This window comes from Brevibacillus parabrevis (genome assembly GCF_022701015.1).
GTDB lineage: Bacteria > Bacillota > Bacilli > Brevibacillales > Brevibacillaceae > Brevibacillus > Brevibacillus parabrevis.
On record NZ_CP064090.1, the window covers coordinates 5,041,443 to 5,058,136 of the forward strand.

General features: G+C 50.9%; 20 protein-coding genes and 1 other annotated feature. Of the genes, 3 read left to right on the forward strand and 17 right to left on the reverse strand.

Annotated elements, in window-relative coordinates; genetic code table 11:
* Positions 1 to 4 precede the first annotated feature (4 nt).
* The 5 genes from pheA to IRJ17_RS23240 are packed head-to-tail and all read right to left on the reverse strand — an operon-like array spanning position 5 to position 4,681.
* On the reverse strand, positions 5 to 880 hold the full coding sequence (gene pheA, locus IRJ17_RS23220) for a prephenate dehydratase (RefSeq protein ID WP_173597468.1): 876 nt from the start codon (positions 878 to 880) through the stop codon (positions 5 to 7).
* Positions 881 to 903: 23 nt separating this feature from the next.
* Positions 904 to 1,833 (reverse strand): homoserine kinase, encoded by a 930-nt coding sequence (thrB, locus tag IRJ17_RS23225; protein WP_122964216.1) that lies wholly within the window; start codon positions 1,831 to 1,833, stop codon positions 904 to 906.
* The gene (gene thrC, locus IRJ17_RS23230; protein ID WP_122964217.1) at positions 1,830 to 2,912 is read right to left on the reverse strand and encodes a threonine synthase; all 1,083 of its coding nucleotides are present in this window, start codon (positions 2,910 to 2,912) and stop codon (positions 1,830 to 1,832) included. The genes thrB and thrC overlap by 4 nt, the downstream gene beginning before the upstream one ends.
* Positions 2,912 to 4,213: a homoserine dehydrogenase gene (locus IRJ17_RS23235; protein ID WP_122964218.1), complete on the reverse strand. Its 1,302-nt coding sequence runs from the start codon at positions 4,211 to 4,213 to the stop codon at positions 2,912 to 2,914. The genes thrC and IRJ17_RS23235 overlap by 1 nt, the downstream gene beginning before the upstream one ends.
* A gap of 24 nt (positions 4,214 to 4,237) precedes the next feature.
* Complete coding sequence (locus tag IRJ17_RS23240; protein ID WP_122964219.1) at positions 4,238 to 4,681, reverse strand: ACT domain-containing protein; 444 nt, start codon at positions 4,679 to 4,681, stop codon at positions 4,238 to 4,240.
* A gap of 187 nt (positions 4,682 to 4,868) precedes the next feature.
* Between IRJ17_RS23240 and IRJ17_RS23245 the strand changes: the two genes are divergently transcribed.
* Positions 4,869 to 5,021 (forward strand): hypothetical protein, encoded by a 153-nt coding sequence (locus IRJ17_RS23245; RefSeq protein WP_167470286.1) that lies wholly within the window; start codon positions 4,869 to 4,871, stop codon positions 5,019 to 5,021.
* Between the two features lie 163 nt (positions 5,022 to 5,184).
* Here the strand turns inward: IRJ17_RS23245 and IRJ17_RS23250 are convergent, their stop codons facing one another.
* Both IRJ17_RS23250 and IRJ17_RS23255 read right to left on the reverse strand, forming a co-directional pair.
* The gene (locus IRJ17_RS23250) at positions 5,185 to 6,363 is read right to left on the reverse strand and encodes an NAD(P)/FAD-dependent oxidoreductase (protein WP_173597470.1); all 1,179 of its coding nucleotides are present in this window, start codon (positions 6,361 to 6,363) and stop codon (positions 5,185 to 5,187) included.
* Between the two features lie 39 nt (positions 6,364 to 6,402).
* Positions 6,403 to 6,852 (reverse strand): DUF1641 domain-containing protein, encoded by a 450-nt coding sequence (locus IRJ17_RS23255; protein ID WP_122964221.1) that lies wholly within the window; start codon positions 6,850 to 6,852, stop codon positions 6,403 to 6,405.
* Between the two features lie 431 nt (positions 6,853 to 7,283).
* On the opposite strand from IRJ17_RS23255, the gene IRJ17_RS23260 reads away from it, so the two are divergent.
* On the forward strand, positions 7,284 to 8,114 hold the full coding sequence (locus IRJ17_RS23260; protein ID WP_242772015.1) for a hypothetical protein: 831 nt from the start codon (positions 7,284 to 7,286) through the stop codon (positions 8,112 to 8,114).
* Positions 8,115 to 8,640: 526 nt separating this feature from the next.
* On the opposite strand, the gene IRJ17_RS23265 is transcribed toward IRJ17_RS23260, so the two are convergent.
* From IRJ17_RS23265 to IRJ17_RS23295, 7 genes are all read right to left on the reverse strand, one after another.
* Positions 8,641 to 9,303, reverse strand: a complete 663-nt coding sequence (locus IRJ17_RS23265; RefSeq protein WP_242772018.1) for a PilZ domain-containing protein — start codon at positions 9,301 to 9,303, stop codon at positions 8,641 to 8,643.
* An 8-nt stretch (positions 9,304 to 9,311) separates the two neighbouring features.
* Entirely contained in the window at positions 9,312 to 10,589 is a 1,278-nt protein-coding gene (gene obgE, locus IRJ17_RS23270; protein ID WP_122964223.1) for a GTPase ObgE, read from the reverse strand.
* A gap of 13 nt (positions 10,590 to 10,602) precedes the next feature.
* Positions 10,603 to 11,187 carry a Spo0B C-terminal domain-containing protein gene (locus IRJ17_RS23275; protein WP_122964224.1) on the reverse strand — a complete coding sequence of 195 codons (585 nt, stop codon included), beginning with the start codon at positions 11,185 to 11,187 and terminating at the stop codon, positions 10,603 to 10,605.
* Between the two features lie 181 nt (positions 11,188 to 11,368).
* Positions 11,369 to 11,662 (reverse strand): 50S ribosomal protein L27, encoded by a 294-nt coding sequence (gene rpmA, locus IRJ17_RS23280; protein ID WP_063230242.1) that lies wholly within the window; start codon positions 11,660 to 11,662, stop codon positions 11,369 to 11,371.
* Between the two features lie 7 nt (positions 11,663 to 11,669).
* Positions 11,670 to 12,020, reverse strand: a complete 351-nt coding sequence (locus IRJ17_RS23285; protein ID WP_122964225.1) for a ribosomal-processing cysteine protease Prp — start codon at positions 12,018 to 12,020, stop codon at positions 11,670 to 11,672.
* Positions 12,021 to 12,035: 15 nt separating this feature from the next.
* Positions 12,036 to 12,347: a 50S ribosomal protein L21 gene (gene rplU / locus IRJ17_RS23290; RefSeq protein ID WP_173597471.1), complete on the reverse strand. Its 312-nt coding sequence runs from the start codon at positions 12,345 to 12,347 to the stop codon at positions 12,036 to 12,038.
* Between the two features lie 10 nt (positions 12,348 to 12,357).
* Positions 12,358 to 12,436 (reverse strand) — a sequence feature (ribosomal protein L21 leader region).
* Positions 12,437 to 12,488: 52 nt separating this feature from the next.
* The gene (locus tag IRJ17_RS23295) at positions 12,489 to 13,979 is read right to left on the reverse strand and encodes an Rne/Rng family ribonuclease (protein WP_173597472.1); all 1,491 of its coding nucleotides are present in this window, start codon (positions 13,977 to 13,979) and stop codon (positions 12,489 to 12,491) included.
* Positions 13,980 to 14,130: 151 nt separating this feature from the next.
* On the opposite strand from IRJ17_RS23295, the gene IRJ17_RS23300 reads away from it, so the two are divergent.
* Positions 14,131 to 14,622 (forward strand): GNAT family N-acetyltransferase, encoded by a 492-nt coding sequence (locus tag IRJ17_RS23300; protein WP_217365240.1) that lies wholly within the window; start codon positions 14,131 to 14,133, stop codon positions 14,620 to 14,622.
* Here the strand turns inward: IRJ17_RS23300 and IRJ17_RS23305 are convergent.
* The 3 genes from IRJ17_RS23305 to IRJ17_RS23315 form a co-directional block, all read right to left on the reverse strand.
* On the reverse strand, positions 14,619 to 15,455 hold the full coding sequence (locus IRJ17_RS23305) for a M50 family metallopeptidase (protein ID WP_122964227.1): 837 nt from the start codon (positions 15,453 to 15,455) through the stop codon (positions 14,619 to 14,621). The two genes, IRJ17_RS23300 and IRJ17_RS23305, sit on opposite strands and share 4 nt — an antisense overlap.
* Entirely contained in the window at positions 15,448 to 16,236 is a 789-nt protein-coding gene (locus IRJ17_RS23310; RefSeq protein WP_242772021.1) for a M23 family metallopeptidase, read from the reverse strand. Before IRJ17_RS23310 ends, IRJ17_RS23305 begins: the two co-directional genes overlap by 8 nt.
* A gap of 159 nt (positions 16,237 to 16,395) precedes the next feature.
* Complete coding sequence (locus IRJ17_RS23315) at positions 16,396 to 16,596, reverse strand: cold-shock protein (protein WP_005832370.1); 201 nt, start codon at positions 16,594 to 16,596, stop codon at positions 16,396 to 16,398.
* Positions 16,597 to 16,694 lie beyond the last annotated feature (98 nt).

Consider the following 16,694-nt stretch of genomic DNA (forward strand, 5'->3'; position numbering starts at 1 on the left):
ATTTTTACAAATTGGCTTCCAGCTTGGCTCCTTGCATATAAAACGGATACGTTCCCAGCTGACGCACCTGACAACCGATAGCTTCAATCTCGGCAAATGCGCCCGGCAAGAGGACATCGTCCATTTTTTGCTCGATATCGATGACAAAGTAGTAGCTTCCCAGCGCTTTTTTCGTCGGCCGGGACTCAATCCGCGACAGGTTGACCTTTCTCCAGGCAAACGCGGCCAACACTTGATACAGCGCACCAGGGAAATCTTCCGGCAGCGTGACAAGTATCGTCGTTTTCTCGCGTGAGGACGCCTGCAACTCCAGCGGCTCCGTGCCGACCAGCACAAAACGCGTGTAGTTATTCGAATAATCTTGAATTTGTTCGCGGGCGAACTCCAGCGGGTAAATCTCCACATTCAGCTTCGTGCCAACAGCAGCCCACGGCTCCTCGGGATGCTCGCTCACCGTTTTTGCAGCCAGTGCCGTGCTGTTCATGTACTCGATCTTGGCGTGCGGCAAGTTTTCCCGCAAGAAATTGTGGCTCTGGGCAATCGCTTGCGGGTGCGACAACACTTTTGTGATTGCAGACAAAGGCAAGGCTTGCTCTCTTTTGGCTACCAGCAAGTTCTGCGTAATCGGCAGCGCCAGCTCAGCCAGGATCGGCAAATCGACCTCGTGAATGAGCCAGTCCAAAGTCGAATTGACGGTACCCTCGATGGAATTTTCCATCGGCACGACCCCGAATGCCACTTCCTTGTTGGAAACAGCATCCAGCACATCGATGATGCTCGGATACGGAACGAGCGAGAGCGGCTGGCGTTGCGTCAAAGTCCGCGCCGCCTCTTCTGTGAATGTTCCGCGTGGTCCGAGAAAAGCAAGTTTCTTCTCCATGGCGTTCTCCTATCCACTATGCTCTATCTCTGATGGATTTCTACTTGTACGCCATTTTCGTCCGGCTGCAAAATCATTACACGGTAGGCAATGCCGTGTCCTTTCATCACTCTGTCCACGAATGCGCGCAGTTGCCCCTCCTCTTCCGCGGAAGAAAAGAAGCACAGGATGGTTGGTCCCGCGCCGCTCAAGGCAGCGCCTACGGCACCGTGCTCAGTCGCTTTGTCCAGGATTTCGTTCAAGCCAGGTACAAGTTTAGCGCGGTACGGCTGATGCAGCCGATCCGACATGGCCCGTCCCATCAGGTCTAGTCTGCCTTGTGCCAAAGCGGCAACAAGCAAACTGCTATGTCCCACATTATATACAACATCTTCTTTGCTGTACACCTGTGGCAGGACGTTCCGCGCTTTTGTCGTCTCCAGCATGAAATCCGGGATCACGACGAGTGTCTGCAATCCGGCGGGAGGGGAAAATCGAACGTAAGGAACAGGTTCTTCGATCGTCTCTGGCATAGTCGCCACGATGATCCCGCCAAACAGGGAGGCTCCGACGTTGTCTGGATGTCCTTCCAGTGCTGTGGCGCGGGCGAAAAGCTGCTCGTGGCTAAATGGCTCGCCAGCGAGTTGATTGGCCGCCACCAATGCTCCGACAATCGCAGCCGCACTGCTCCCCAGCCCGCGGGTCAGGGGAGCTTCACTCGATGCGCGTATGGCAAGCTCCGGCACGGCAAGCCCTGCTTCCTGAAACAGACTCGCTGCTACTTGATACAACAAGTTGCTTTTGTCCGCAGGTGTGCCTTCCAGCTCTTTGCCAACCAGCTCGACGGTGGTCCGGTCACTGATTTCCATTTCTACTACGGAATACAATTGAAATGCCATTCCCAAAGCATCAAAGCCTGGCCCCAGATTGGCTGTGCTTGCGGGAATCGTTACTTTTACACGCTGACTGCTCATGAGACGACTTCTCTCCCGCTCTGGCGAACCAGCTCCATGACGGCTTCATGTGTCGCAGGCACTGAGCGTGGCTCTTCTCCAACGAGCTTCAGGGCGATGTTTGGATCTTTCAAGCCGTTTCCTGTCAAAACGCACGCAACCTTGACACCTTGCGGCAGTTTGTTTGCTCGATGCAGCTTGATAATTCCGGCCAGGGAGGCAGCAGAAGCCGGTTCGCAGAAAACGCCCTCTTCTTTGGCCAGCAGCTGGTATGCCTGCAAAATTTCATCGTCTGTCACGCTGTCAACAAGACCGTTCGATTCAGAAATCGCATGTAAAGCGCCGTCCTTGCTCGCAGGGTTTCCGATGCGGATCGCAGTCGCGATTGTTTCCGGATTGGGTACAGGCTGTCCGAGCACCAGCGGAGCGGCCCCCGCCGCTTGGAAGCCGTACATGTGCGGCAAACGGCTTGATTTGCCTGCTTCCTTATACTCCTTGAAGCCTTTCCAGTAGGCGGTGATGTTTCCGGCATTTCCTACGGGAATCGCCAAAATGTCCGGTGCATCTGCCAAAGCGTCGCACACTTCGAACGCTGCTGTCTTTTGTCCCTCGATCCGGTAAGGGTTGACGGAGTTCACCAGCGTAATCGGTTCTTTCGCCGTAATGTCGCGCACGATATTCAGCGCTTCGTCAAAGTTGCCGTCGATGGCGATGACCTCGGCACCGTATGCGATCGCTTGCGCCAGCTTGCCCAGCGCGATGTTGCCGCTCGGGATCAGGACGATGCAGCGCAGACCGGAACGCGCTGCATACGCCGCTGCTGCCGCAGACGTATTTCCGGTGGAAGCGCACATGATCGTTTTGCTGCCTTCCTCCACTGCTTTGGCAACAGCCATAACCATGCCTCTGTCTTTGAACGAGCCTGTCGGATTCAGTCCTTCATATTTTACATACAGCTCGACTCCCAGCTTCTTGGACAAGTTCGCCGCATGGATCAGCGGAGTGTTTCCTTCGTGCAGGCTGACCAGCGGTGTCTTGTCCGTAACCGGAAGAAACTCCCGGTAGCGCGCAATAATGCCAGATTGACGATCAAAACTCATTACTTGTCTCCCCCTTCTACACGGTAGCAGCTCTCCACTTTGGAGATGATGTCCATTTGTTCCATATAGGCGATGACCCCATCCATATCGCTCTTGGACGATTGGTGCGTCACCATGATGATCTCCGCTTCGCCGCCATTGTTGTACGGCTGCTGAATGACTTGCTCCAGCGAAATGTTTTTGTCCGCCAGCAACTGGGTAATCTTTGCCAAAACGCCGCGTTTGTCCGCCACCACGATTCGCAGGAAATATTTGGACAGCTTTTGGCTGTCGTCTTTAAGCACTTTTTCCTTGTACGGCGCAACCATCCCGCGTCCGTTTACGCCCAGCTTTCTGTTTTTCACAACCGTGACCAGATCGGACACGACTGCGGTTGCGGTCGGAAGCTCGCCTGCGCCCGGGCCGTAAAACATCGTCTCGCCTACGGCTTCCCCGTGTACGTACACCGCATTGAACACGCCGTTGACAGAAGCAAGCGGATGCGATTTCGGCACCATCGTCGGCTGTACGCTTACCTCGATCGCTTCCTCGTCGCGGCGGGCCAGACCCAACAGCTTGATTTCATAACCCAACTGCTTGCCGTATGCGATGTCTTGCTTGCTTACCGCACTGATTCCTTTGACATCCACATCTTCCAGCTTCATCGGCACGCGGAAACCGAGTGTGGCGAGAATCGCCATCTTGCGGGCTGCGTCAAAACCTTCGACATCGGAGGTAGGATTCGCTTCCGCGTAGCCCAGCGCTTGCGCTTCTTTGAGGACGTCGCTGTAGTCTGCGCCCTCTTGGCTCATTTTGGTCAAAATATAGTTGGTCGTCCCGTTGACGATCCCCATCATTTTCGTAATGCGATCGGAGGAAAAGCCTTCCACCAAAGCGCGCAAAATCGGAATCCCGCCCGCTACGCTCGCTTCATAAAACACGTCACAGCCTTTTTCTTGCGCCTTGTTCAAGATTTCAGCCCCATGCAAGGCCATCAAATCTTTGTTGGCAGTGACTACGTGCTTGCCGCGCTCCAGCGCCTGGAGGATGTATTCTTTGGCCGGGTGGATGCCGCCAATCACCTCGACGATTACCTCGATGTCCGGATCATCCAGAAGCTCGGCAGGCTCTGTCGTCAGCAAATTTTCCATGGCTGCGATATTGCGCGACTTCTCGGCATCCTGCACGAGAATCTTCGTGATCTCAATCCCCAGTCCGGTCTGCTTTTGCAAATCGTCCTGATGAGCAGAAATGATGCGGACAACCCCAGTCCCGACTGTTCCAAACCCCATTAACCCCAGCTTGATGCTTTGCTTCTCCATTGTTTCTCTCCTCCTACCCTTCTTTTACCCTCTACCGACGATCATCGCTTTGCGAACGCCGGGGATTTCTTGCAAGCTTTCCAGAAATTCCGTGCTGGATACGCGCAGATTGGCCATATCGACAGACATGGAAATATTGGCAATCCCTTGCAGCGGAATCGTCTGATTGATCGTCAGGACGTTCCCGCCTTGTTCTGCAACATACGTGAGCACCTTCGACAAATAACCGGACATGTGCTCCAGCGAAAACGTGATCGTCATGATCTTTTCGCTCATCATGGCATTGAAGGGAAATATCCCGTCCTTGTATTTGTAAAATGCACTCCGGCTCAGTCCCACTCGATCTACTGCCTCATTCACGGTGTCCACTTCGCCGGATTCCAGCATCTTTTTCGCTTCGATCGTCTTGACGATTGATTCTGGTAAGATGTCAGATCGTATCAAGTAGAACTTCTCTTCCCGTTTCACGCGTTGTGTCCTCCTGAGAAAAACAGTTGTTTCTTCATAGAGGACATTATAACGGATAGTACTCGCTGTGACAATCCTTCATCGCCAACTTTTTTCATGGAACCATATTCGGTTCACCTGGGTTACATGGCTATGTCGATCTTCGTACACACTAAAAGCGGCAAGAAAAAGAGGAGGTGAAGCACGAATGGCAGGACGCGGAAAGTCAGACAAATCGGAGCGCCGCAACAATCATCCGGCTGGAAAACCGAGCAGCCTGGAGCAGTTCGGTTCTGATCTTCGGGGCAAAAAAATGGCGCAATCGCCTAACATCATCGAGGACCCGAGCGGCAATAAATAGCCGTCAACGGCCAAGCTTTTTCAGCAAACGGCCACAGGCGTATGGTCAGGCGCAAGCAGGCGCATTTCCCTTGCTAAAAGCGAGCGAGCTGTTTTGTAAAGAAAAAAACCCCGGGATTTGTGTATCCCGGGGTTTGACGCTTGTTCGTATGGTTGTTTTTGGTTTAGTACGCGAGCGAAGACAAGCCGTTGATGTGAGTCAGGTAGCGCACGTTGCTCGCTTCCTTCATCAGCGTAGCTGGCAAGCCTTTCAGCTTCAACTGGCTTGCACCGATGGTTCCGATGGCATCTTTGCGGCCCAAGCTTCCGAGAGTACCGGAAAAGACTGGCTTGAACGTGTCCATTTTGGAGCCGTTGAAGTGAGCGAACAAGTTGTAGCCAACCACTTCACCCATTTGCCATGCCAATTGAGCAGTTGGCGGGTATGGACGGCCTTCTGGCCCCATAACCACTGCACTGTCTCCCGCGAGGAATACTTCCGGATGAGAAGTGGACTGCAGGAACTCAGTCACAGTTGCGCGACCGCGGTTTACTTCGATGCCGCACTCAGCCACTACGCGATTTCCTTGAACGCCACCAGTCCAAACCATTGTTTTGGTTTCGATGGTGTTGCCGTCTTTCAGGCAAACGGTTGTTTCTTTCATTTCGGTTACAGGAACGCCAGTCAGGAACTGAACGCCACGTTTTTCCAGGCTAGTTTTTGCACGCTCTACCAGGTCAGGAGCAAAGCCCGCGAGGATCGATGGTCCTGCCTCTACGCAATAGATGGACAGGTCTGCAAAATCTACGCCGTACTTGCGGCAAAGATCAGGCAGCATGTCAGCAAATTCGCCAACCAGCTCGATGCCGGTCAGACCGCCGCCGCCAACCACGAAAGTCGCATCGGCTTTGTTTTTGCTCTTGCTGTATTCCACTACGCGCTCTTCGAGGTGCGCGCGCAGACGGTTTGCTTCCTCTACGGATTTCAGCGTAAAGCTGTACTCTTGCAAGCCAGGGATACCGAAGAATGCGGTTTCGCTGCCCAGAGCAACTACGAGTGCATCGTATTTGATGCTCTCGCCGCTCGTCAAAGTGACGCGTTGCGATTCCAGACCGATTTTTTCAACAGTGTCGATCACCAGGTTGATGTCTTTTCCACGCAGCAGTCTTTCCAATGGCAGTGCCACGTTTTGTTCAGACAGGTTGCCTACTGCCAAACGGTGCAGCTCCGTGATGATTTGGTGCGTAGGGAAACGGTTCACAACCGTGATCGTCGCCTCTTCCGCCGTCATGTATTTGCGTGCAGTCAAAGCGGACAGCAAACCGCCGTAGCCGCCGCCCAGAATGAGAATATGCTTCGCCATGCCTAATCCTCCGTCCTTGTCTCTCGTAGGTTATCGTAATTAGCGTTTTTGTTGTTGGCGCTCAGCCAAAACTTCGAGGAATGCTTGTGCAAAACGCAATGTTTTTTGCACTTGCGGATCTTTCAGCATTTTGAGCATGCCAAACAAGCCAACGGTCGTTTCCTCAGTGTGCGCGCGGTCGTTTGCTTCAATAGCCGCTTGCGCGATGCCTTTTGCCTTGTCGGAAATCGGTTTGACGAACTCTTCCATACCGCCCTTGATGTCGTCGATGAGTACATGATCGTTAGCTACGGTGTTTACCAGGTCGTACGTTTTGGTGAGGATAGTTGTCATCTCGGCCAGTTTTGGCAAGTTTGCCACCAATACATTCAGGGATTCTTGAATTTCTGGTTTCATCAACTGATCGAGTACATCCATTTGTTGCTCAGGTGCCAGAGTAGCTGTGCTTGCTACTTCTGCTTGAGCTTGTTGCGTGGTTGTTTGAGACATGGAAAAACGTCCTCCTTTGCTTTGGAATAGAGGCCTTCATTCTCGATGCCTGTTCATACGAGTTACGGCCGCTATTCTCCCAAAATACCGAAAAGCACGTGTGCTTGTAATATTTTTCACAAAGCGAATGATACAGCTACGTGGAATAATCAAAAGTGCATGATTTCACAAAGTGATATTCAGGAAAAAGCACAGAACAAATCCATCAGGTGAACAGGCTCGATTTAGAACTCTATGTACTCTACTATATACCTTCTTCGCGGGAACAGCAAAGGAAAAAACTTTGAGATCTAAAAGGGGGCAACTTGAATTTAACAAATTATAAAGTAAGGTAAAAATAATATTCACATTTTTTTCACTTGAAAAATTTTAGTCACAATAGTAATTTGTAGTTGTAAATGTAAAATATTTCATGTGGAGGAATTTAAAGTATGAAAAAGAAAATAACTATCTCTTTATTTGTAGTTACTTGCATTTTTGCGAGTGCCTTATCAGCATCAGCAGCATGGAAAAACCTTACTGCTAGCGCCTCTATGAGTTATACCCCTAATAGCACTTCTTATGTTGTTAGAGGTGATGCCCGAGCATTTACTGATGGATCCCCTAAGTCAGGCACTGGTGTCTATGTTAAGGGTACTTTAAAGTATAATGGAAGTGTTGTTGCAAGTGATGATGATTATGATACATCTAATGGAATGCCTTCTGTCACTTTAAAAAATACACAAAAAAAATCCGGTAAATGGCGTGTAGATACATATGCTGAGATCTACCAAGATAACGGTCCTACTATTGATACCAAAAAGGATAGTACTGAAGAGTATGTCTCCTTTACGGCTAACAAGTCCAAAGCTAAACTTGGGTCGGAAAAACTTATGATTACCGATAATGATAGAAATAAATGGATGCAATACGTAGATAACTCAATTAACGAAAAGATAAAGATTGCATTTGATGATGCACTTGAAACATTTAACTTAGAAAGTGAGAATTTGAAATATTACGACCTCGGAGAAGTTGAGAAAATTGATGGCTTTAGTAATAAAGAGCTCCAGTCATTACGTTCTAAAATTTATAAGACCATTTTTGAAGGAAACGAAATTGAGAATGGGGACATTTATCCCGGCTTATTTATAGGTGAGGAATCGAAAATCATTATCGTACTTTTCAAATCTCAATCAAATGGAGACAATCATAAATTTGTCTTCGTTAAAGAAGATAATGATTGGGCTTTCCAAGATAAAGAAACAAAAAAGGAAAAGTGATACCTGAGCCAAACATAAAATCTTTAGAAGAATTTTCAATTGAAAACAACTGAATTTTTTAAAGTATCGATATTTGTTCAACTCCAATTTAGGCAAGTGTATTCCTTCATTAAGACTGCATGTTCAATTATTTGAGTTCCGATAATTGACATGCAGTTTTTATGATGTGAATATTACAAATCATATTTACTGCTTTAAGGATGGATAATGATTTCTCGCTAAAGTGATGACAAAAATATCTAGAAAGATTACAAAGGAAGGCAAAGATTTAATTACCGCATTTTGTAACCCGATCATCTTTGATGTTATTTTTGCTCACTTCCTTCTTATGTCAACACACCATGATGTTATGTTGGAGTAACCACAATACTTTCAGCATCAAATTCAGCTGCCATATCCCCCAGTAATCGCTAGAATTTCCCGCCTTCTCCTAAAAATTAAAAGGTTTGAGAACGGTTTACTCCCGTGCTCAAACCTTGAACTGCTTTATTCAATTATTTATTACTCTTTCCAAGGATTCCACATCTTAGGAAATCGTTTTTGAGAGCTTTTTATAGTAATCTTTGATGACTTGGTGATGTTTTTCATTGATATCCGTAAAAATTAACTCGATTACTGTCTGCTTGTCTTCGAAGGTCTTTTCCACGATTTTTGCCATCATGACGATTTCTTGCCCAGTCGAAGGAACCGTGAAAGAAAGGTGGAGAAACTCCCCTTTTGCCACATAACCTTCTGTTGCGAGTATCAGTCGTGTAGGGGAAAATTTCAGCAGCACAGCCTCCCCTTTTTCCTCGATCGGTCTTGCGCCCATCACCTTGTACGGGACGCGAATGTCAATCCCGGGCGGAATGGGTTCCTGCTTGCGGCTTGTGGCAATCTCGACGCCGACGCTGACCGGAACCATCGCCAACAGCTTGATAGGCCATATCGTTTCTTCCGAAATCACTTCCAGATCAATCGTGTTAATCGCCGCATCCGATTCCCACCGAACACGCACCGTTGATCCGAGCAGTTCGGCCTTTGCATCGGCCTTCATCTCAAGAGAAACGACGAGATAACTACTTTTGACATGCTCAACCATTACTTGAATGGGCGATTTGACCTGTCTAGAGATCATCATCGGCAATGAAGCACCGCGTTGGAGGCGTTTGTCCGCCATAAAAGGGGTGAGGGATGGGATATCAATCATTCTGTTTGTCACTCCACAAAGTCAAACTCTAATTTGCCAATCCGAACGGTATCCCCGTCTCTTGCACCGTGTTTGCGCAATGCCTCGTCCACACCCATGCTGCGCATCTGTCTCGCGAAGCGCTGAGCTGCGTCATAGCTGTTGAGGTTCGTCATGCGCACCAATTTCTCGATTTTTTCACCGCTGATCACGAATACTTCGTTGTCGCGAGTGATTTCAAACGGCTCCGGCTCTTTCTCCGCACGGAACATCACGCGCTCTTCCACTTCTTGTACTTCTTCGACTGTCGGCTTGTCCGGAATTGTGGACAATGTCTCGCCTACTGCGTACATCAGTTCCTTGACACCTTGCTGGGTCGCTGCCGAGATTTCGAAAACTTGAACACCTGGCACTTTTTCTTTGAAGCGCTGCAAATTTTCGGCCGCTTCCGGCACGTCCATCTTGTTGGCAGCAACGATTTGCGGACGATCTTCGAGCTTCAGGTTGTACAGCTTCAGCTCGCGGTTGATCTGCAAATAGTCTTCGTACGGATCGCGTCCATCCACTCCCGCCATGTCAATGACATGGACAATCAGACGAGTGCGCTCTACGTGGCGCAGGAATTGATGACCAAGCCCCACACCTTCGTGCGCTCCCTCAATCAGCCCTGGCAAGTCAGCCATGACGAAGCTCTGTTCGCCCAAATCCACGACACCGAGATTCGGAGTCAATGTAGTAAAGTGATAGGCAGCAATTTTTGGCTTCGCTGCGGTCACACTGGAGAGCAGCGTAGACTTCCCTACGCTCGGATAACCAACCAGACCGACGTCGGCAATCAGCTTCAGCTCCATGACGATGTAGCGCTCTTGGCCAGGCTCGCCGTTCTCGGAAATATGCGGCGCCGGATTCGACGAATTGGCAAAACGGATATTACCCCGTCCACCGCGTCCGCCTTTGGCGATCACAGCACGCTGACCATGCTCGATCAGATCGGCGATGACTTCTTTTGTATCGTCATCGATCACAGTCGTTCCCGGCGGTACGCGAACAACCATATCCTCCGCACCTGCTCCGTGCTGCGACTTGTTGCGGCCGTGCTCGCCGCGTGTCGCCTTGAAGTGTCTTTGGTAGCGGAAGTCTACGAGCGTGCGCAGTCCTTCGTCCACCTCGAATATGACATCTCCGCCTTTTCCACCATCGCCACCTGCTGGCCCGCCCAGTGGCACGTACTTCTCTCTGCGGAAAGAAACGGCTCCGTTACCGCCGTCTCCACCTTTGACATAAACTTTTACCTGATCGACAAACATGGTGCCACCTCTTTCATTGCGCGAATGGAACCAGCAAATCCAGGACCCATTCGTCTTCCGTATGTATCCACTCGGTGACCTCCACCGTACTTTGCTCGCTATTCCGTATCAGCTTTTCCAATTTTTCCATTCCGGATGCATTCAGCTCTCCGGCCAGGTCAAAACGAAAATGAACGCCTCGTTGATCCGCCTGCAAGCTTACTTGCATACTGGCTGGTTCGTAGCCGCTTTGGTCTACATGATCGTTCACTGTGCATAATATCTCTGACACCAACTGAAACAAGTGCTGCTCGCCTAATGCTATTCGCGTGAGATCCACGTCATTGCACACGTCTACTTCCAAAAGCATTTCCTTGTTCAGCGCATTGAATGTCAAGAAGAAGACGGACAACAGGGAGTTGTTCAAACGGGCGACCATCGATTCCTGCATCGCCATCTGCGCGATGCGCTTCAAATGCGCCTCTCCCTGCTCAGTACGGTTCATATGCAAATAGCCGAGCAGAACCTGAACGTGGTTCAACCAGTCATGCCGCTGCCGGTTCAGTACGGCCAACAGCTGGTCTGTCTGATGCGTAAGCAGTCTCCGCTCGTCCCCCATCACATTCACCCAAGTCGATAAGAATTTCTTTCTTAACTATTGTACCATAAAAGGGGGCCAGACAATGAGAAAACTTGGCTGCGCCCAACTATTTTGACACAAGTCTTATTCCCAAAATCCGCCTACCCGAAACCAAAAAGAAAACCCAGCACCGATGCTGGGTTTTCTTTTGGAAAAATATTTACGCTTCGGAAGCAACTGGCTCGATCACAACTTGTTTGCGATCGCGGCCCAGACGCTTGAAACGAACAACACCATCTGCAGTTGCAAACAGAGTGTCGTCTCCGCCTTTCATTACGTTCGTACCTGGGTAGATCTTCGTTCCGCGTTGGCGAACGAGGATGTTTCCGGCAGTAACGAATTGACCGTCACCACGTTTCACGCCCAGACGTTTGGAAATGGAATCGCGTCCGTTTTTAGTGGAACCTACCCCTTTTTTCGATGCGAAAAACTGAAGGTCCAAATTAAACAGCATGTTCATATCAGACACCTCCCTGCCATTTATGGTCATTCACTTTTACGTATTTCCCGTACTGCGCTTCTACCGATAACAGAGCGATCACCATGCTCTCAGCCAAAAGCTGCTGCTTTTCTAGTATGTCCGCCGCTTCTTGCGAAGCCAGCGTCCATTTTAGAAAGCCGCCACCTTCTTGGGCGACTGATACTTGCGGTGTCAGTCCTGTCAACGGCTGCACGCTGTTTAATATACCAAAGCTGATGCCTGACACGGCAGAACAAACGATGTCCGCCCCATAGGCACCCGCATTGGCATGTCCGGAAATACAAATTTCATGGATACCGTGCTGCGCACGGCTCACGATCACTTCAATCATATCAGGTCACCAAAATTAAGCGTTGATCTTTTCGATCACAACTTTGGTGAACGGTTGACGGTGACCTTGTTTGCGACGGTAGTTTTTCTTGGCTTTGTATTTGTACACGATAATTTTTGCAGCTTTACCGTGTTTTTCTACTTTACCAGTTACCGTTGCACCAGCTACTGTAGGAGCTCCTGCAGTAACTTTGCCGTCTTTGCTTACGAAGAGAACTTTGTCAAAAGTAACAGATTCTCCTTCGTTGCCAGCCAATTTCTCGATGAAGAGAACGGAACCCTCTTCAACTTTGTATTGCTTTCCACCGGTTTCGATAATTGCGTACACTGTGTGCACCTCCTATACTCAGACTCGCCTCTACAGGTGCGCCGTCTGGCGGCGACTTATGTACCCGATTCGTGCGGTTACAGTATGCACGGGGCATAGCTGCATGACAACCATTAGGTTATCATAGCTGCAATTGCCCAGTCAAGTTATTTTCCATTGTTTTTCGTACAGACGCTTTGCTTCTGCCGTATTTCCCGCATATGCAATCCGGTACTCGTCTGGAGCGAGCCGCGGCTCCTCACGCTTGAAGACGCGTAGCGGCCAGCTTTTTTCATCCCCTGTCGTCTCCAACTGCTCAACGAGTTGGAACAATCTGCCGGAAAGCTCCACCACAGCTGCCTCCACTTGCTGCGAACGGGCCAATCCTGCAAGTTCGTTTTGCAACCGCCGGATGCTCTCATCCCCGCGCAAAATTCGCCCGCGCCCATCACACACCGCGCACGTTTCCATCAGCCGCTCAGAGAGACTCGCTCTCACCCGCTTGCGCGTCAATTCGACCAGTCCAAGCGCTGTCATGCCATGGACTGTAGAAGATGTCGCATCGCGGGCAAGCTCTCTTTTCAGCGTCGACAGCACGCGTTCTTTGTTGGCAGACTCTTTCATATCGATAAAATCGATGACGACGATCCCGCCAATGTCGCGCAATCTGAGCTGTCTGGCTATTTCTTTGGCCGCCTCCACGTTGGTTGCCGTGACTGCCTGCTCCCTTTGCTGGCCGCCCGCTCCGGTAAAAGAGCCGGTATTGACATCGATCACGGTCATGGCTTCTGTCTTGTCAAACACCAGATGTCCGCCGTTTGCCAGCGGCACCTGACGCCTGAGCGCCTGTTCCAGCTTGGCCTCCAAGCGCAGCGCGTCAAACAGCGGCTCTTTGCCTGTATGCTTGCGCAGCAGACTTTCCGCGTCGGCAGAAAAGACCGTCAGCATGTCTTTGATTTGCCGATACGTGGCAGCATCCTCCACGATCACCTCATCAAGCCCTTCCGCCAAAGCTTCGCGCAATATCGCTTCGATTCCATCGAGATCGTGACCGACCCGACCCGGCGTCTTTTTCGCCTCCGCTTGCTGGCAGACGCCTTCCCAGCGCTTGCGCAAATAGGCCAGTTCGTTTGCCAGCTGCTGTCCGTCCACGCCAGCCGCTTCCGTCCGCACAATGACGCCTTCCCCTTCAACGAGCAGCGGCGCGATGGTTTCTTCCAGTCGTGCCCGTTCTTCCGGCTGGCTGATTTTTCGCGATATAGATATCCCCGCTTCTTGTGGCAGATACACGAGGTAACGTCCCTGGAGACTGACTTTCAACGAGATTTTTGGAGCCTTCCATTCAGAGGCTTCTTTTGTCACCTGGCAAATAACCGCTTGACCAACTTGCACCCGCTCGGAAATGTTCGGCTTCCCTTTTCCCGCCGTTCCTTTGTTCAGCGTATCATCTACGTACAAATACGCGTTTTGTCCACAGCCGATGTCGACAAAGGCAGACTGGATGCCCGGTTTTACGCCCGCGATCCGCCCGTAGTAAATCTCCCCGGCGCTGACAAGCCCGCCCGTCTCCTGCGTCCGCCATTCGATCAGCTGTCCGTCTGCCAAATACGCGATCTGCACGCCGCTTCTGCCGCTGATAGCCAATTGTCTCATTACGCTCACTCTCCGCACTTCCGTCCTTTTTCCGGCACCCAGGCAGGATTGCCGGACATACAGGAAGTAATCTATCATAGCCTGCCGTAAAAGAAAAGTCATCGCAGCGGAGCAATCCATCAGACAGCTTGTGCCCGACGATGCCGTCCATTTGCTCAAATGGCTCTCGGACGAGCAGGTTCTCGCTTTTTACGAAGGCCGTGACCGCCCCCATGACGCCGCACTTGTCCAGGAGCATTTTTATTCCACAGACGATGATGAAGGCGTGACGCGCTGTCTCGTCTGCCATGAAGCGGTCCCTGTCGGCTACCTCCAGTTTTATCCGCTCGATCCTGCGACCAAGGAAGAGTACGGTTACGCCAAAGACACGATCGTCTACGGCATGGATCAGTTTATCGGCGAGCCGGCCTACTGGAATCGCGGGATAGGCGCTGACTTGGTACAGGCTGTAATCCGCTATGTTCATCAGTTGGGAGCAGCGGTCATTGTCATGGACCCGCAAGAATGGAACAAACGGGCGATCCGCTGCTATGAAAAATGCGGTTTTCGCCAAAAGAAAAAGCTTCCCCGGCACGAGTGGCACGAAGGAAGCTTGCGCGATTGCCTGCTGATGGAGTGGCGCCCATCTCCCGCTGAAAACTAGAGGAGCTTGCCGACCGCAGCATCGTGTTTCTGTTCGAATAACAAGGCGTGCAGCAGCTGCTCCTCTGCCAACAGCCCCGCCCCCTGTACGTAAAAAAGGTGAGAGCGGCCACGCCGCAGCTTGTGGGATACAGCCAACACCGTCTCCTCTGGACGGACGCGGATAGCCTGTACGTTTGTTTCCTCTTGCCTGCGCCCGTACTTTTCCACCAGAAAGCGAAAAAACTGGTACGGAAAGCGGACGAATGCCTGAATGTTCATCGCCAGCAAATACAGCCCGATGATGATCAGGTTGAGCTTCAGATCAAAGCCGGACACCCCGACCAGGATGCCAGCCAAAAGGGTGCTGCCCGTCATGGAGACGATCGCTGCCTGCCGATAAGACAAAAAACAGCACAGCACCCCGAGCACGATCCTCCCGCCATCCAGCGGCCAAATCGGCAGCAGATTGAACAAAGCAATCGTGGCGTTGCTGACGAGAAAAAACCGGGACCAGTCCTCCGTCCAGACACCTGTATACCAAAACAGGTACGATGCCGCCATCATCACTACATTCATGAACGGCCCGGCCAACGCTACGACAATCTCATCCATCGGGTCTGTCGCATAGCTGTTTTCTACTGTCGCCACTCCGCCAAAAGGGAGCAGCTGGACTTCATGCACTCTCCACCCCAACTCCCGAGCCATTGCCACATGTCCCAATTCGTGTATGAGCACGATCACGAACAGCGTAATTACTTCCAAAAAGTGGCCTGTCAGCACAGACACACCGATTACCGCCCAGAAGAGCAGGTGAATGCGAAAGCGTATGTCCAGCCATCCCCCTCTATTCAAACGGGATCACTTCCAGCGGATCGACGAACTCTTCCTCTGCCCTGGCCGCAAAGTACAGGTGACGCTCTTTTCCGTTCACCACCCGCGCTGTGCCGATCACTTGACCGGGTGATAGCACCTCGTCTTTTGTCACCCCGACGCTGTCCAGATTGCCGAGCCACACTTCCCGGCCTTTTGTCAGCCGGACGATCACAGTCGTGCCAAAGCCAGACTGCTCTCCGACGTACGTAACCCACCCGGCCTCCCCGATCTTCACTTGCTCCCCTAAGCCCGTATCCAATACGACCTTGGCGTTTTGCAGTTCAAACGGCTTCACGATTTTCCAGCTTGCCGGCAGCCGCCAGACAGCGACATCTTTGGCTGTGCTGGTTGCAGGAACCGCACTCGGTCCCTGCATCGCAGGCAACAAGGTGGGGATCGGTCCAAAACGCGCCTCGTACCAATCCGCTACGCCAGTGAAATTGAAATCCCGGGTCATGACCTCGCGCGCAGAGTCTTTCCAGTTGGCAGGAATCAAGGACGTCTGGAACAATAAATAGGCCGTTCCCAGCAAAAGAATGGAAGCAAACACTTGCAGCCCCCATTTTTCGTGAGAAGGCGGCTTGTTTTCCTCATCATTTTCCCTAAGGGGAAAATCGTATGGATCAGACTGCACATCAATGGGATCTTTCCAATCATCCACGTAAGGAGAGAAACTGTCTCGTGATTGTGTACGGATTCGCTCCAGTCGCTCCAGTCGCTCCCGCCGTCTTTCTTTTACACGATTTGCTCCACCAAACATGTCCATCCCTCCGCAGGCCAAGCCTTTGTTCCATCTTATGACTTGTCTACCCGCTTTATGCCGTCGTCTCCTCGTGCGTTCTTCGTTGCTCTCGCGTATGGCGAAAATGCAAAAAAGACAGTCTCCCTGTTGAGAGACTGTCTCTGAATCTGTCGAAGTTTACAGTTTAGTTACGCTAGCAGCTTGTGGTCCACGGCTACCTTGAACGATTTCGAACTCAACTTTTTGACCTTCGTCCAGAGATTTGAAACCTTCAGACTGGATCGCGCTGTAGTGAACGAATACGTCGTCTCCACCTTCAACTTGGATGAAACCGTATCCTTTTTCTGCGTTAAACCATTTTACGATACCTTGTTGCATGAAACAAAACCTCCCTGAACATTACGCCCCATGAGGCGAAAGAGTGTAGCGTTAACCCCTTTTTTACAGATAAGCCTTTTGCGTCAAGGAAAAAAGTC